Origin of the sequence: Lysinibacillus sp. Bpr_S20 (assembly GCF_023337835.1) — a bacterium.
Classification (GTDB): Bacteria; Bacillota; Bacilli; order Bacillales_A; family Planococcaceae; genus Lysinibacillus.
Genome location: NZ_JALNLQ010000001.1, coordinates 86,703 through 101,809, shown reverse-complemented (window position 1 = coordinate 101,809; position 15,107 = coordinate 86,703). Strand labels below are relative to the sequence as shown.

Below are 15,107 nucleotides of genomic sequence, written 5' to 3'. Positions count from 1 at the left end.
CTCAGACCGTCAAATCGTTTTCTGATTTTATATTAATCGCTTCTTGTAGAAGTCGTTGGAGGATAGCAGCAAAAACGGCGATAATTAACGAAGCAAAAATGATGATGAGTCCCATTATTCCAATAGGAGGGTCAACTTCCTTTGCTATAAAATGGAAGAGTGGCAAACCTAATATATACAAGCCACTGATTATAATCGCACAGCACTTTATGTTCTTTAACGCCTTTACAGATAATTCCGAGAACGCTGTGTTCCAGTCAATGTACCGTAAAAGATTAAAAGCCTGATAGAGAGCAAAGTAAAAAGCCACAGCCGATCCATACATCACGATGAAAATGAGATATTTCATTAGGGAAAAATGTGGATATAATCTTGATGCGAAATTAGCCATATTGGGTACTAAAAATATACATAAAGCAAGAACTGCAATTCCAGCCAGAAAAATAATTACCTTTAAGAAAATTGTTGAACCTCGTTTAACATTCATATTAAGCACCTCACTTATTTATAAATTTAACATATTATTTATCGTTTAGCGATAAATTTGTATTGTTTTTTATTATATTATTGTTATTTATATATCCTTTTAATTTTGATATTCATTAAAAAATTCACAATAAAAAAACTCGAACCATAACTTATTTTTGGGGGAATGTATTTTGTTAATGTCAAAAGCATGGGAAACATAAGGTTTTTCCTTATTTGGTTGTTGTGTTGGTTGACCTTCACAGCCTCCCTCAATTGTTACTCATGGTCACTTTCATCCGAGTGACCCTTTTTTAGTTTCTTTATTCATATTGTTCATTAGTTTACTGTAGCGTGTGACAACGCTACGGCTTTTTTATTTTAATTCTATTTCACAGGCAGTTCACTATACAAACATAGCTATCACATCATAATAATAGTAAGGTAAAGCTAATTTAGCCTTACACCTCCGTAACTTTTTACTAAGGGTCACTCCTATCCCAAGTGACCCTTTTTTTATGGTCTTATCTCACAAAAATATATTTTGTAATGCCTATAGCTGAATGGTTTACCCCCCCATCTTCTTCTTTGCAGACAACATATTATAGAATGTAAAAAGGAGGTGTTATTTATGGGATACTATGGTGGAAATGTTGGTGGCATTAATAACTGCGGCTATTACGGCGGCGGTTATGGTAGCGGTTCATCATTTGCCTTAATTGTTGTACTATTTATACTTCTAATTATTATCGGTGCTACTTTCATGAATACAGGGTATTAACATTTCCGATTTAAGGGCCGCCAATCAGCCTGGTGACCCTTTTATAGTTACTTTACTCAAAAGTACCCTATAGGATAGACTTCGATCTAGAAATGGAATGGCTTATTACAAGTATTGAAAATATAAAATTCAATATTCTCCACTCACCCTCCTTATTGTCCAAACAATTGAATTCTATATGAATAAAATATTATATAGAATAGGAGGTGAATATAAATTGGCATCATTTGAAATTGGAGCGAGAAGTCTTTTCAATTTTCGAAACGAACGCTTTTTCCTATTAGTTGAAGATGAAATTACAATTCCAGATAAAGGTGTGGAGATTGATCCAGTTAATATCTATGAGATTGACCAACAAACTTTCAATTTTATCAAAGATGAAGGAGATACTCCTGTAGTTGTACCACGTTTTAACCTTCCTCCTATACCACCTGGATTTAAATTAGAACGCAAATGTATTTTTACAGTCGATAATTCATACTTTGTAATCTATGATTTAGAAAATGGCACTGATAACAATGTTATTTTAAGAATCAGTGCAGCTTTATTTAACTCCTTGAGAAATTCTGGTGTTCGTGAATGTATTCCTCAAGATTTCATTAATTAGACGGGTATTGTTATATATCCCTTCAATAATATTTTTATTTACCAAACAACTGTACAAAAACAAGTGATCAATTTTATTGGTTGCTTGTTTTTTATTTTGAAGGTATTTACGCATGTTTAACACTTCAGTACACAGTTTACAAATAACACACTCGATGTTGCCCTTGTTTTGATATAGCTTTTCATTTGTGCTGTCGTCATATACTGCAAACATATTTTCTTACCTTCTTTCTGACACGATTCTTAAATTGTTCATTAGTTTTTATTTCCCTTTTTACTTAGCTAACTTATACATCATAGTAACGAAAGGGAAGGTTTTCAATGAACAACAGTTTAATATCAAAATTAAAAGTATTTGCAAAAAAATTAAAACAAAATTTATTCCTACTTTATCTGTCTTATAAAGATCCCAGAACACCTGGTATGCAAAGCTTTTGGCTATGCTTGTAGTTGCATATGCTTTTAGCCCTATAGACTTAATCCCAGATTTTATACCTGTTCTAGGGTATCTTGATGATTTGATAATTGTTGTCATGGGTGTGTCAACTAGAGAAGATATTGGATTAATGTATGGTCAAATCCATACAGCAAAAGCTCAACTTGACGCTAAAATACTACGCCATTACATGATTATCTAAAAAGTAAAAATGATTTATCTGACTAACCTTCTCCTGTATTTTGACGCACAATTTCGGAGTACCGAAAGCCATCAAATTTTAGAGTGAATACTAAAAAAATATGTAGAGTCAATTGCTATGAATACATTCTGATGAATAAACTGTTTCCATCAGAATTCTCCCATTCATAACAATTGTTTATTTGTAAACATTATTATTTTGATGAATTACCACTTGAAGAGTTAATGGCTGTATTTTGTAATGATTGATTCATTTGTTGTGAAGATTGGTTTGCTTGTTGTTGAGGTTGCTTCGACTGTTGTGAAGTTTGGTTCATCTGTTGTAAAGGCTGAGACATTTGCTGCAATGGTTGTGCCATTTGTTGTATTGGCTGCATCATTTGTTGAGCATTCTGTAGATTTAATTTATTCGAAATATTTTTTGTGAACCGTTGAAGAGTCCCATTTTGAAATCCTCTAGCTACTCCCAAAATAACGGCTCCAATTACACCCCATGTTAGAAATCTCACTAATAAAAGCCTCCTTTCTTAAGGCAAAATATTTAAACACGTTTAGTATTGGAAATCAAGCTAATACTATACCTGAACATTTTTGGGATTATTATTATGTATCAACATAGTTCCTACATAAAAAATGAAGTTGCTCCACGTATTCAAAATGATCTATTCTCCCTACGTATAAAATAAATTTGATACAAACATACTTAATAATATGTAATTCCCTTCAGCCGCTATAAATTGCTCATGACTAAACCCACATAACTCCGAGCATTTATAGTAGCTATTCTTATTTCTACCATTCAATCAAATTTGATAGCCAACCTGTAGCATTGCATCGCCCCAAGTTGTTTTGCAGAACGCTATCCCACTATTACATAATCAGCCTTCCAAACATTTTTCTGAGCTTTAGGGTGTGATGATGCGGCTTTTTTAATGTATAGGTAACCTTAATTTGCATACATTAAAATTGAGTGTATCGTACGCACTTAACTCGGTTGTGGCGTTAGTTGACCGTCACAGCCTCCCTCATTAAGATCACTTCACTCAGTGACCTTTTTTAAGGTTGGTTAGTGCCACCGCCATTACATGCAGATTATCTAGAAAAGTAAAAATGATTTACCTGACAAACCGTCTCCCCAGTATTTCACTGGGGATTTTTTGTTTCCTTTTTAACTTCAAAATTATTATCGAAACCTTCTCCTGCAACTTAAAAAAGGTTCTTCGATACATGTCTTGGGTGTAGTGATGGCGATGAATTTATTTGGTCACGGAATTGCACTTTCTAGTGATTTTGTTATACAGGGAGCTCCGAAGCTAACTGCTGATGCTGCGGGAATTCCAGTAAGTGAGGTCATGTCTGCTAGTATCCCTCTTGTTATGACAATGGGCGTTGTGACTACGGTAGTCGCCTATTTCTTATTACGCCGTGATATGAAGCGTGGCTCAGCGGAATTATATGCTACAAACGACACAAATGAAGACGTAGAAAGAGTCATCCCTTAAAACCTCCTAACACTCGGACAAAAACGATTTTTCGCAGTACTTATTCCAATAGCCTTTGTACTCGATGTCATCGCCATGTCTATCTTAAAATTACAAGGTGGCGATGCAACTGCTTTAATAGGGGGCACATCTGTCTTTATACTCCTTTTGCTTTGCGTTGTAGCTCATAAAAAACAGGGGCTTGAAAAAACAACAAGCTATTTCATTCAAGGATTCCAATTCGGCTTTAAAGTGTTTGGGCCGGTTATTCCTATCGCAGCTTTTTTCTATCTAGGAGATTCCGGATTCACACAAATTATTGACGACTACTTACCAGCCGCTTCACATGGTATCGTCAATGATCTCGGTGTGGGTCTAGCTGCGGTAGTTCCATTAACAAAGGGAATTGCCGTCGTCACTTTAGCGGTCGTTGGTGCCATTACAGGCTTAGACGGCTCTGGCTTCTCAGGTATTTCCTTAGCAGGTTCCATCGGTAGTTTGTTTGACAAAGCTATTGGTGGAGGTACTGCAACTTTGACAGCTTTAGGGCAAATAACAGCAATTTTTGTTGGCGGTGGGACATTAATTCCTTGGGCTTTGATCCCGGCTGCTGCAATTTGTAACGTTAGCCCCTTCGAACTTGCAAGGCGAAATTTATTGCCTATGGCGATTGGTCTTGTGGTGACAACCATTGTAGCGGTGTTTTTACTATAACATTGTAAAAGTAAGGAACTCTTTTAGTGGTTTCTTACTTTTTTCTTTTCCACACAACGATAATGGTATAATTTAACTATGCAAATTAGAAAGGTAGATGATTTCAATGAAAGTCTCCTATTGGCGCGGGGATAAAATACTGTTAAGAGCGCCCAAATCAGAAGACATTCGTATGTTAGAAAATTTAGATGATGATATACTAAAAAACCTTGACTCCATCGCTTTTCCTCGGACAAATCAGCAAATTGAAGAATGGATCAACGAAATATCACAAGGGGCATCTACAGAGAGTGATAATTTTTACTGGATTGCAGAGGATGCTTCGAACAATGTCGTGGGGACCATTGAGGTTTCAGGATGTGATGCAAAGAATGGAACTTTTGATTATGCTATAACGGTATTTCCCTCACATAGAGGAAAAGGGTATGCAAAAGATATGATCTTAACGATTTTAAAGCACTATTTCTTTGAACTTCGCTATCAGAAAGCAACTATTTGTGTTTACTCCTTTAATGCATCATCGATAGCTCTACATAAAAAACTACGATTTGTGGAGGAAGGCCGCTTAAGAAATATGATTTATACAAATGGTACCTTTTATGACGAGGTCTATTTTGGAATGACAAAGGATGAGTTTACTAAAATACATGCTCATTAAAAAGAGATGGCTTCTGTACATTGCAGAAGCCATCTCTTTCTTAACGCTTACTATAATATTTAAGCAAATTTTCTTGGAACATCTGCTGTAGTTGGTGCTCGCTAATACCTAAAACAAAAGCTTCACACATTATTTGTTCAATCTTTATAGAAATTTGTTGAAGGTCAGCCCTCTTTGCTTCAGCAGACTTATTAACAATTGCTTTTGAGTTAGGTTTTATATCGATTATCCCCTTCATTTGAAGCTCCTTATAGCTTTTATGAACCGTATGAAGATTGAGATTTGTTTGAGCCGCTAAATCACGAATGGAGGGCAATGAGTCACCATTTTTCAAATTTCCCGTCGCTATTTCAATAAGTAGTTGCTGGGTTAACTGCTGATACAAAGGAATGTTACTTTTTGGATCTATTTTTACATTCAATTGTTTACGTATCCTTTCAAGTTCTTTCTTTCAAAAAACATTTTATAGATTACTGTAATTGTACATAAAGTGACAATGACCAAAATAATGATGGCTGTCATCGCTGGAGGAATTTTAATAGTAAGCAAGCTAAAATGGAGGAGCCCAACGATAATCAATAATGGTAAACCATATAGCAGGCTTATTAATACTGTAGGATTTGATTTTATGGCCTCCGATGGATTAGACCATTCGAGTAATGGATGCCTTCTATCATATACCGGAGACAATATATTATAAGTAATGATTAATAGTAATGAAATCAGTAAATGCAGTACTGATATAAAACTGCCTCTACCAAATAGCATATAAATAATATAGCTTATTACAACCGATATTGTCCCGATACATGATGAAGTCATAACTTTTGCCAAATAAATCTTTTGTTGATCAAATGGCAATGTCATGCTGGATGCATAGTATTTCCCCTCTCTTGAATAAGGAGTCCCACTAATATTGTTCACACAACTCATCAACAAAACCATATAGACAAATAGAAAAGATTCATTGTGCACAATCCATTCAGCCTTTAAAATATTCGTCTGTACAAGAATTAAGAAAATGATTGTACAAATAGGCGTTAATATCATCCCTAAAATAGCTTGCATTTTAAAGTACGGTTCAGACTGAATAATCCAATATTCACGCTGCAAATAATTGACCAAGCTGCTTTGAGTATCTCTCCCCCAAACTTTTGTCGTTTTTTCTATTCTACTTACAAGCATGCCATGTTCATAATACTTAGATGCAATCATTTTTATAGTTCCCTTAAACAATACATAACACAGTACGAATAATAAGAGTAAACTTATTGCCGTATTGAATGACAAAAATGTATCCACCAATGACTGTTGCATGGCAAAACGATAACCTATTGCTAGAAAATCAGAAATTGAAGCACTTAAGGATGATATTGTTGAAACATCTAATTTCACTAAAACAGTGCTGATTGCATGATAATTTTTTATGAGAAAGTACAGTATTGGGCTGATTCCGATACCTACTATAAGCGTCAGCCTAACAAGTAGATATACGGATGTGTTACTAAACCTACTGCGAAAATGATTCAAAATGGACAATATAAATAGAAGGAACAATACAATTAAAACGTCGACAACAAGTAAAAATGCCAGTGATTTTATAGCAACACCTAGCTTAAACTCAATCAGGAATATGAAAAATGTAGGTATTGATAAAATACTTACCGCCATGATCGGTAAAGTTACCCCACTTATAATTTTCGACATGACAACCTTCTTCGTAGAAATGGGTAAATGAGCCAACATAGAAAAATCACTTTGACTAAACACTACCGAAATAGCAAAATATGAAGTCAATATATATGTCACACCATTTGAAAGAAGTACATTGTAAAATACATACTCCGCTGGGGTCGCTATAAAATAAACAATGAGAGTAAGCACAAAGTACTGAACCGCTACATAAATAAATGCAATAATAAGAAGCACTTGAATGACTGGCTGCTTTGGCTTTGCATAAAAAGATGTTAAAAAGAATTTGATTAATTGCATATTATCCTTCATTGGCTTGTTTCTCCATAAAAATAGTCTCTAAGCTCCCATCGACTAGCAATTTCTCAACACGCTCATGTAAGACAATCTTTCCATCTTTTAAAAACGAGATGGATTGACAAATTTTCTCGGCAACATCTAATAAATGCGTGGAAAAAAGAACAGTCCCACCCTTTTCAACGTACTCTTTCATGCAATTTTTAAAAGCAACGACTGCAAGTGGATCTAATCCATTTAACGGCTCATCCATAATTAGGATTGGTGGGCTAATTGTAAAAGCAGTGATCAACGACATTTTATGAAGCATTCCATAAGAATACGTTCCCATAGGTTTATAAATACTTTTTTCCATACCAAAGACGTTAATAAATTTTTGTAGTTTTTCATCATCAGTTTTTTCATATAGTTTCAGAACGAAAAGTATCCAATCATATGCAGCTATATTTTTAAATACATGAATCGTATCAGGTATAAAATAAAATTGCTTTTTATAGTCGAGCGACTGTGATTTCACAACATTATTAATCGTGATTTTTCCGCAATTTTGTTCGACTAATCCAGCAATACAATTTAACGTCGTTGTTTTACCAGCACCATTTCCACCAACAAACGCCAGTATTTCTCCCTTTTCTAATTTTAACTCTACGCCTTTTAAAACCTCATGCTGGCCATACGATTTCTGTAAATTTTGTATCGATAACAAGTTTCCCCACCTGCTTTCATTTAAAATTTCTTTTTCGCAATGAAACTTTGCATAGTAATCATCATCAATACAACTAACAGTAGCGTTACGACAATATTAATGCCAACCCACGAATCCACATCGCCCGACATTAACATACTTGTTGCATACATACTATTACTAGCAGGATTAATAATGTCTATGAATGGATGTAGTCCAGCGACAAAACGGCAAATTAATAGGCTAACGATACTTATTAGTGCGATAAATGCAGGACTATTAAAAAATGTACTCATCATCGTAACAAACGTTATGATGAATAACAGCCAGACACAATAGAATGCTAAAGCCCACATAGCTTGAGGCACAGGAACAGTTGTAAATAAATATGCTGAATAGCCGTAAGATACCCAATAACCAAGAGCTATACAGATAACGGCCAAAATATAATGGATGATGATTTTACTATTTAAATAAGAAGATATCGATACTGGCCTTGTTAGGATAAATGCCATCATGCCATTTGCTTTTTCCCCTTGAATAATACTCATCGTAGCTACGACCAGAATAATAATACCTAACTGATCAAACTGAGAATTTAATGTTGAGGCAAGTACCTCCTGTCCCACAGGCTTTGCCATCGTAGGATCAATTGTTATGCCTTCAATACCACCCGCAGATTGTAAAATGACAGGTAAATAATACATCATGATCGGCTGAGTTAGTCCCAACAAGATAAATACGATTGGGAGCCAGAGTATTTTATATTCCCTTGCCATTTGCTGTACTTCTTTCTTGCTTAATGCCATAAAAGCATTCATTCTCTTACACCACCAATTCTAAAAATATTTCTTCTAGATTGTCTTGAATACCCACTTCAAATTTAGTAAACATCACTTTTGAATCTAATCCATGCTGTATTAATCGATTAGCATCTGTTTCCAAATTTTCAACATGAATTTTGAAGCCATTTCCACAGCTTTCGATTTTTTCCACATATGGTAAATGTTCAAGCATTGTTAACCATTGATAATCTGCTTTTCGAATCATTATAAAGATAGCTGATTCTTGATGGCGCTTAAGTAGCTCTGATTTTGTAGCATCTTCTATTTTATGACCGTTTTTAATCATCACAAAACGCTCACAAATTTCCTCCGCATCGCTCAATATATGCGTTGATATTAAAACTGTCGTTTCTTTTTTGATCCCTTTTAATAGATTTAACACTTCTCTCCGCCCTATTGGATCTAGCGCTGATACAGGTTCATCCATAATCATTAAAGCTGGCTTATGCAATAATGCCTGTGCGATGCCAAGGCGTTGTTTCATACCACCTGAAAAGGTGCCGACATGACTATTTGCTTCCTTCCCTAAACCGACCTTTTCTAAAAGTAATGGGATTTCTTTCTGCAATTCACTTTTTGCTATGCCAGAAAGTGTTCCCATAAAGGACAATGTTTCAAATGCTGTCATCCATGAGAAAAAATTAGGATACTGAGGTAAGTAACCAATTTGATTTTTTATAGATGAAATCTTTTGACCATCAAGAAGAATTTCCCCTTTGTCGGCATTTAGAATGTCAGCAATGATTTGAATTAACGTGGATTTCCCCGCTCCATTTGGTCCAATTAACCCGACACACTCATTCGCATCAATGACCATTGAAAAATCATTCACGGCTGTTTTTTGTTTAAACCTTTTCGTAATATTTTTAATTTCTAAGCGCACGTTTATTGACCTCCCTCCTGCCAATAACGAAGTATAGGACAGAACCAATTGAGTTAAAGAACAAAATAATAATTGTCCACATCAGTATGTTTTCTCGCGTATCTCGGTGCCGGTATAGATCGAATAAAGCAACAATGATTAGAACAAATCCTACGAATAAAAACGGCAAAATGATTGGGAGTATGCTTGCCCAATCCAGTTGGCCTAAATCATCAAAACTATAGTGCAATTTCATTCCTAAAACCCCCATTCATTATCATTATCAATAATGATAACATAAGCTGTAAAAAATTTCATTACCTTTTCACTGTACATCCTTTTTAAAAAACTATAGTATATTTCTTGAGAATGTTCTCATATTGATAATATTTGATTGCTTCCCTTGATTCCATTAGACAGGAGGATCGTTTTATGCGGAATAAAGCAGAAGTTTTAATGCACCCTGTGAGAATGAAAATTTTACAAGCTCTCATGCACAATAAAGAAGAAGGTTTAAGCACTTTAGAGATGAATTCTATTATAAAGGATGTGCCTCAGGCTACTTTATATCGACACATCCAAATTTTAGTAGATGAAAGTATCATAAAAATTGTGAAAGAGCGAAAAGTCCGTTCTGTTACAGAGAAATTTTATGCATTAAATGAAGGAGCAGAAATTCTTAGTAAGGAGGACTGGACACAACTAACGGTCAAACAAAAATTAAATTATGTTTCTAACTATCAATTAACTTTACTATCTCAATATCAAAATTATTTACATTCACTTGGTGAAGAAGAAAGACTTGCAGATTTATCAACTTTTTCATTTATTGATTTAACATTAACGACTGATCAATTTATGAGCTTTGAAAATGAATTAAACGATTTAATCATTAAATACTATAATATGGCCGACTCAAACAATAATGAGACAAAAACAATAGCTATAAATATTATCCCAAAACCTTAAGTATGATTTTTACGTAAAGAAATGGAGAAGATTTATGAAAAGAAGAAAGTCAGTTGAAAACACACGAAAATTTATCATGATTATTATTGGTGCCATCATCGCAGCATATGGACTAGAAGCGGTATTAATTCCGAACGATGTCATTGATGGTGGCGTGACAGGTATTAGTATTATGGGCGCACACCTCTTCGGTATTCCATTAGGCGTACTGCTCTTTGTATTAAACATTCCTTTTATTTGGATTGGCTACAAACAAGTAGGTAAAACTTTTGCATTGATGAGTAGTGCTGGGATTGCAGCTCTATCTATTTCCACAGTGCTTATGCATGATGTAAAAACAATTTTAGGTCCAAATGATCCACTATTAATTGTTTTATCTGGTGGTATGCTACTGGGTGTTGGGATTGGGATTGTCTTACGTAACGGTGGTGCTTTAGATGGCTCTGAGGTTTTAGCCGTGTTGCTGTCACGTAAAATTCCGTTTTCAGTCGGGGATATTATATTATTTATTAATGCCTTTATTTTCTTAGGGGCAAGCTTTATTTTTGGCTTAGAAAGTGCATTATACTCAGCATTAACATACTATATTGCGAAAAACGTTATCGATATTATTCAAGTAGGTTTAGAAAAATCAAAAGATGTACGTGTTGTTAGTTCAAAATCAGATGAAATTGGTGATGCTATTCAAGCTCGCTTAGGACGTGGTGTTACATATACTAAAGGGCGTGGCGGTTTCTCCAATGAACCTACTGATATATTAAACTGTGTCATTAACCGTATGGAAGAAAATAAACTTGTGTCAATTATTAAAGATATTGATGAAGGTGCCTTCGTCGTTATTTCTGATGTTTCAGAGGTTCGTGGCGGGAACTTTAAAAAGCGTGATATTCACTAAAGTCTATTCACAATCCAACTATAAAACGCACATTGCTAAATTATTTAGTAGTGTGCGTTTTTCTGTTGGTGAATACTTGTTTTATTGCCTATGCTTTCGTTTATTTTTTAGCTTTTCAGTTAAATCATTAAAGTCTTGAATTACCTCTTTCATTGATGATTTTTTAGCTAATGCCATACCCTTTTGAATAGATTTAGATGCTTCTTCAAATTTATTCGCTTTAATTTGGGCATCTGCAAGGCAATACCAATAAAACCAGGCATCCATTTCTGAAATTTTTTCTTGATAAAACTTTTCGATGATTGGATAATATTTGTGATACAGCTCCTCATCATAAACCAGCTTAGTACCATTCCATTTCAGTACATCCACTAAATAACTTTCGCCAATATACATTTCCCAAACCGCTAGACCAACTTTTTGTTTCCCATTCACAAAATCCATTTTATGATAAGGAATATCCGCAATCTTTTTGAACGAGTTATCAATCCATTGATAAATTTCAAGTTTGCTTCCTGCTGCTGCACCAATTGTCACACCAAATAAATATTCCTTTGTACCATCACCGGTTATATCTACCAGACCCGAAAAATCCAAATTGACCCCTTGCACTGTAGTTTCCCAAATATTTCGCCAATCCGAATTGTGTTTTTTTAGCACAATGAATCCAAACTGAGAAGGTTGATTTTCTGCTTTCACTTCAAAAGTAAAAATCATTTCTTTCTGTCCATCGTGGTCAAAGTCATAGAGTTGAATTGGCAGTGTGGAAGAAGGATTTTCTGGGCTTATAAGTGAGGCATCGGTTGGCATAAACCTACTAACAATTTTCAGTAAATCTTCTTTCTGATTCCCGTTAGCGTGAACAAATATTGGACGAAAACTAACTGCAAAGAATAGTAATAATATAGGCAGCATTATTTTCTTCATCAATAAGTCCCCTTTTGACAGCCAGATAACACTTCTAGTATTGACGTAATTTGAAAAGTAATTCTTTCATTCACTTGTTATTACGTGTTGATAAAGTGTTGCTCCAATTAGCTAGGCTTTCTTCTCTATTCACTTATGGCATCCAGCTCTCCGACTTTTTCTTTTTCATAGTTTAATCCACTAATTAGACAAAAAGCTCCAACTACTACAACAGCTGTTGCACCCAATAATGCATATTGATAACTGTTTGAATAATTTGCTAATGTCCCTGCAAGTGAAGGACCTAACATTTGTCCCAAAGCATAACCAGCTGTTAGATAACCTAATATTTGGTGACTGTTCACCGGCAATATTTGTCTTGCTAAAGTGGTCGCGACGGTTGTAATGCCCATAAAGGTTGCGCCAAAAATAAAAGCACTTATATAGAGTGTCATCGTATTTGTCGCAAATGCTGGCAAAACAATGCCTAGCCCTTGAAAAAGCATAGAAATTAATAATGTTCTCACATAGCCGTAACGTTGTGCCAATTTAGAGCAAACTATGCAAGATGGAATGGCTGCTATCCCAACAACAAACCAAACATAGGAAGCATCACCATGAAAGCTTGTTGATTCTTCTGCAATGGACACAATAAATGTCCCAGTAACTATATAGCCAAGGCCCTCTAAGCTATAAGCTATAATTAACCACTTCATCCATGCCTTAGGTGGGACTTTTTGGGACGATTTTGTTTGACCTGGTTTCTGTTGTGTATGTTGTGGAGTAATTGGCTTGATAAAAAGTATGATGAATACCAGCAATATGACACTAAACAACGCCAAAGCAATCCATGTTCCATTCCAATCAAATATTGCATGTATGGGTGATACAATAACTGCACTTAGAGCAATTCCGATACCTACCCCACTATAAAAAAGACCTGATACATGTGATTGACCATTTCGAGCTAGCTGATCGAGCACAAGGCTAGCAGCAATTACAAAGATTAAGGCACTCATAACCCCTGATATAAAACGAAGTATATACCATGCGAAAATGGCATCTGTAAAGCCCATCATAGCTGTTACCATAATACTAATAACGAGTGATATTTGTAAAAAAGGTATACGTTTATTGACCATTTGTAAGCGTCCCGCCACCAATGCCCCTACTAAGTATCCTAAATAATTACTCGTTGCTAAAAAGCCTGCTGTGGCACGACTAAAAGCAAAAGTATCTTGCATATACGGCAAAATAACCGTATAGGAAAAGCGACCAATGCCCATGGCAATGACTAATGCAAAAATGCCTCCTACTAAATATCGAACTGTTTGCTTATGCATATCTTTCCCCTCCCTCTTCTCACTATAACGAAAATTCAGTTATCACAAATAGCACGAATTCGTTATAATAGATATCAAATAAACTGATGACTGGAGGGAACATATGAATAGTAATGATCTCTTAATTTTTCGGACAGTCGTGCAAACAGGTAGCTTCTCCAAGGCCGCTACAAAGCTTAACTACACACAATCCAACATCTCAATGAAAATTCAAAATCTTGAGGCTATGTACGATACAACCTTTTTTTATCGAGGACATCGAGGCATCCGATTGACACCAAAGGGAGAACATTTTTATGACATCGTATTAAAAATGTTACATCTCTATGAAAAATCTTTTGAAATACTCCAGGATACAGAAGAAAATAGAGGACTTTTACGTATCGGTTCAATGGAAACGACTGCGGCACTACACCTACCAACGCTGTTAACAACTTTCCATAAAGCCCATGAACAAGTGGAAATCACAATATTGACAAGTCCATCCCAACGTAATATCGAACGGCTAGAAAACTATGAATTAGATGGTGCTTTTGTAACAGGACCTGTTTATAAAGAAAATATCCTCGCGAAAGAATTTGTTTGTGAGGAGCTTGTTATCATCACATCTAACAAGCATAAACGAATGGAAAGCCTACTAGATTTAGAAGACAATACATTTATTACTTTTCCACATGGCTGCTCATATAGAGCTATATTAGAGCAGTGGTTGCGTGAAGACGGTGTACAACCACAAAAACGCATGGAATTTGGCACCCTCGACGGAATCATTGGCTGCGTTGCTGCTGGACTAGGTGTAACATTACTACCCCGTGCAATCGCTGAAAGATATATGGATACACAGTCACTGTCGCTGCACATACTACCAACAAAACAAGCTCAAATTCCAACTTGGTTTATTTATCGCAATGACGAAGTACAATCACCTGTGCTAAAATATTTTCTCGAGACGATTGATGCATACGACTATCCGTCGCTTTGACGAGGCTATCCGTCGCTTTGAATTCTATCCGTCACTTTAACGGTTCTATCCGTCGTTTGACGGTTCTATCCATCGTTTTGACGAGGCTATCCGTCACTTTGACCATTCTATCCGTCGCTTTGAATTCTATCCGTCACTTTGACAGTTCTATCCATCGTTTTGACGAGGCTATCCGTCATTTTGACTATTCTATCCGTCGCTTTGAATTCTATCCGTCACTTTGACGGTTCTATCCGTCGCTTTGACGAGGCTATCCGTCACTTTGACTATTCTATCCGTCGCTTTGACG

16 protein-coding genes and 2 pseudogenes are annotated in these 15,107 nt (G+C 35.5%); 8 read left to right on the top strand and 10 right to left on the bottom strand.

Annotation, left to right across the window (positions count from 1 at the left end; all coding sequences use genetic code 11):
• Position 1 precedes the first annotated feature (1 nt).
• Positions 2-487, bottom strand: a complete 486-nt coding sequence (locus MWJ95_RS00500; protein ID WP_249074275.1) for a DUF2975 domain-containing protein — start codon at positions 485-487, stop codon at positions 2-4.
• Between the two features lie 609 nt (positions 488-1,096).
• Between MWJ95_RS00500 and MWJ95_RS00495 the strand changes: the two genes are divergently transcribed.
• From MWJ95_RS00495 to MWJ95_RS00485, 3 genes and pseudogenes are all read left to right on the top strand, one after another.
• Positions 1,097-1,246, top strand: coding sequence for a YjcZ family sporulation protein (locus MWJ95_RS00495; protein WP_249074276.1), 150 nt, complete (start codon positions 1,097-1,099; stop codon positions 1,244-1,246).
• Between the two features lie 217 nt (positions 1,247-1,463).
• Complete coding sequence (locus MWJ95_RS00490) at positions 1,464-1,853, top strand: spore coat protein (RefSeq protein ID WP_249074278.1); 390 nt, start codon at positions 1,464-1,466, stop codon at positions 1,851-1,853.
• Positions 1,854-2,173: 320 nt separating this feature from the next.
• A pseudogene (locus tag MWJ95_RS00485) lies at positions 2,174-2,490 on the top strand (YkvA family protein).
• Positions 2,491-2,683: 193 nt separating this feature from the next.
• On the opposite strand, the gene MWJ95_RS00480 reads toward MWJ95_RS00485, so the two are convergent.
• Positions 2,684-2,998 carry a hypothetical protein gene (locus MWJ95_RS00480; RefSeq protein WP_249074279.1) on the bottom strand — a complete coding sequence of 105 codons (315 nt, stop codon included), beginning with the start codon at positions 2,996-2,998 and terminating at the stop codon, positions 2,684-2,686.
• Positions 2,999-3,718: 720 nt separating this feature from the next.
• Between MWJ95_RS00480 and MWJ95_RS00475 the strand changes: the two are divergent.
• Together MWJ95_RS00475 and MWJ95_RS00470 are read left to right on the top strand one after the other, a co-directional pair.
• Positions 3,719-4,684: pseudogene (locus MWJ95_RS00475) on the top strand (hypothetical protein); the annotation flags it as partial.
• A gap of 106 nt (positions 4,685-4,790) precedes the next feature.
• Positions 4,791-5,342 carry a GNAT family N-acetyltransferase gene (locus MWJ95_RS00470; RefSeq protein WP_249103670.1) on the top strand — a complete coding sequence of 184 codons (552 nt, stop codon included), beginning with the start codon at positions 4,791-4,793 and terminating at the stop codon, positions 5,340-5,342.
• A 40-nt stretch (positions 5,343-5,382) separates the two neighbouring features.
• On the opposite strand, the gene MWJ95_RS00465 is transcribed toward MWJ95_RS00470, so the two are convergent.
• Genes MWJ95_RS00465 through MWJ95_RS00440 form a run of 6 tightly spaced genes read right to left on the bottom strand, consistent with a single transcriptional unit; the run spans position 5,383 to position 9,979 of the window.
• A complete protein-coding gene (locus MWJ95_RS00465) occupies positions 5,383-5,763 on the bottom strand; it encodes a GntR family transcriptional regulator (RefSeq protein WP_249074281.1) in 381 nt (126 codons plus the stop codon).
• A complete protein-coding gene (locus MWJ95_RS00460; RefSeq protein WP_249074282.1) occupies positions 5,760-7,346 on the bottom strand; it encodes a hypothetical protein in 1,587 nt (528 codons plus the stop codon). The genes MWJ95_RS00465 and MWJ95_RS00460 overlap by 4 nt, the downstream gene beginning before the upstream one ends.
• Positions 7,336-8,037 carry an ABC transporter ATP-binding protein gene (locus MWJ95_RS00455; protein WP_249074283.1) on the bottom strand — a complete coding sequence of 234 codons (702 nt, stop codon included), beginning with the start codon at positions 8,035-8,037 and terminating at the stop codon, positions 7,336-7,338. The genes MWJ95_RS00460 and MWJ95_RS00455 overlap by 11 nt, the downstream gene beginning before the upstream one ends.
• A 20-nt stretch (positions 8,038-8,057) precedes the next feature.
• Complete coding sequence (locus tag MWJ95_RS00450; protein WP_249074284.1) at positions 8,058-8,837, bottom strand: ABC transporter permease; 780 nt, start codon at positions 8,835-8,837, stop codon at positions 8,058-8,060.
• A gap of 4 nt (positions 8,838-8,841) precedes the next feature.
• Positions 8,842-9,744: an ABC transporter ATP-binding protein gene (locus tag MWJ95_RS00445; RefSeq protein WP_249103666.1), complete on the bottom strand. Its 903-nt coding sequence runs from the start codon at positions 9,742-9,744 to the stop codon at positions 8,842-8,844.
• On the bottom strand, positions 9,728-9,979 hold the full coding sequence (locus tag MWJ95_RS00440; RefSeq protein WP_249074286.1) for a PLD nuclease N-terminal domain-containing protein: 252 nt from the start codon (positions 9,977-9,979) through the stop codon (positions 9,728-9,730). The genes MWJ95_RS00445 and MWJ95_RS00440 overlap by 17 nt, the downstream gene beginning before the upstream one ends.
• A 176-nt stretch (positions 9,980-10,155) precedes the next feature.
• Here MWJ95_RS00440 and MWJ95_RS00435 point away from each other — a divergent pair, with 176 nt between their 5' ends.
• A complete protein-coding gene (locus tag MWJ95_RS00435; RefSeq protein ID WP_249074287.1) occupies positions 10,156-10,692 on the top strand; it encodes a helix-turn-helix domain-containing protein in 537 nt (178 codons plus the stop codon).
• A gap of 34 nt (positions 10,693-10,726) precedes the next feature.
• Positions 10,727-11,587: a YitT family protein gene (locus MWJ95_RS00430; RefSeq protein ID WP_249074289.1), complete on the top strand. Its 861-nt coding sequence runs from the start codon at positions 10,727-10,729 to the stop codon at positions 11,585-11,587.
• Positions 11,588-11,668: 81 nt separating this feature from the next.
• Here the strand turns inward: MWJ95_RS00430 and MWJ95_RS00425 are convergent, their stop codons facing one another.
• Together MWJ95_RS00425 and MWJ95_RS00420 are read right to left on the bottom strand one after the other, a co-directional pair.
• Positions 11,669-12,514, bottom strand: coding sequence for a hypothetical protein (locus MWJ95_RS00425; protein WP_249074290.1), 846 nt, complete (start codon positions 12,512-12,514; stop codon positions 11,669-11,671).
• Positions 12,515-12,639: 125 nt separating this feature from the next.
• The gene (locus MWJ95_RS00420) at positions 12,640-13,836 is read right to left on the bottom strand and encodes a YbfB/YjiJ family MFS transporter (RefSeq protein WP_249103664.1); all 1,197 of its coding nucleotides are present in this window, start codon (positions 13,834-13,836) and stop codon (positions 12,640-12,642) included.
• Positions 13,837-13,939: 103 nt separating this feature from the next.
• On the opposite strand from MWJ95_RS00420, the gene MWJ95_RS00415 reads away from it, so the two are divergent.
• The gene (locus tag MWJ95_RS00415; protein WP_249074293.1) at positions 13,940-14,818 is read left to right on the top strand and encodes a LysR family transcriptional regulator; all 879 of its coding nucleotides are present in this window, start codon (positions 13,940-13,942) and stop codon (positions 14,816-14,818) included.
• Positions 14,819-15,107: the final 289 nt, after the last annotated feature.

What these genes read in the sequence shown, in the direction of transcription:
- MWJ95_RS00500 (WP_249074275.1), bottom strand. Translation starts at nt 487, where the DNA reads ATGAATGTTAAACGAGGTTCAACAATTTTCTTAAAGGTAATTATTTTT.
- MWJ95_RS00435 (WP_249074287.1), top strand. Translation starts at nt 10,156, where the DNA reads ATGCGGAATAAAGCAGAAGTTTTAATGCACCCTGTGAGAATGAAAATT.
- MWJ95_RS00430 (WP_249074289.1), top strand. Translation starts at nt 10,727, where the DNA reads ATGAAAAGAAGAAAGTCAGTTGAAAACACACGAAAATTTATCATGATT.
- MWJ95_RS00495 (WP_249074276.1), top strand. Translation starts at nt 1,097, where the DNA reads ATGGGATACTATGGTGGAAATGTTGGTGGCATTAATAACTGCGGCTAT.
- MWJ95_RS00470 (WP_249103670.1), top strand. Translation starts at nt 4,791, where the DNA reads ATGAAAGTCTCCTATTGGCGCGGGGATAAAATACTGTTAAGAGCGCCC.
- MWJ95_RS00415 (WP_249074293.1), top strand. Translation starts at nt 13,940, where the DNA reads ATGAATAGTAATGATCTCTTAATTTTTCGGACAGTCGTGCAAACAGGT.
- MWJ95_RS00450 (WP_249074284.1), bottom strand. Translation starts at nt 8,837, where the DNA reads ATGAATGCTTTTATGGCATTAAGCAAGAAAGAAGTACAGCAAATGGCA.
- MWJ95_RS00425 (WP_249074290.1), bottom strand. Translation starts at nt 12,514, where the DNA reads ATGAAGAAAATAATGCTGCCTATATTATTACTATTCTTTGCAGTTAGT.
- MWJ95_RS00420 (WP_249103664.1), bottom strand. Translation starts at nt 13,836, where the DNA reads ATGCATAAGCAAACAGTTCGATATTTAGTAGGAGGCATTTTTGCATTA.
- MWJ95_RS00440 (WP_249074286.1), bottom strand. Translation starts at nt 9,979, where the DNA reads ATGAAATTGCACTATAGTTTTGATGATTTAGGCCAACTGGATTGGGCA.
- MWJ95_RS00460 (WP_249074282.1), bottom strand. Translation starts at nt 7,346, where the DNA reads ATGAAGGATAATATGCAATTAATCAAATTCTTTTTAACATCTTTTTAT.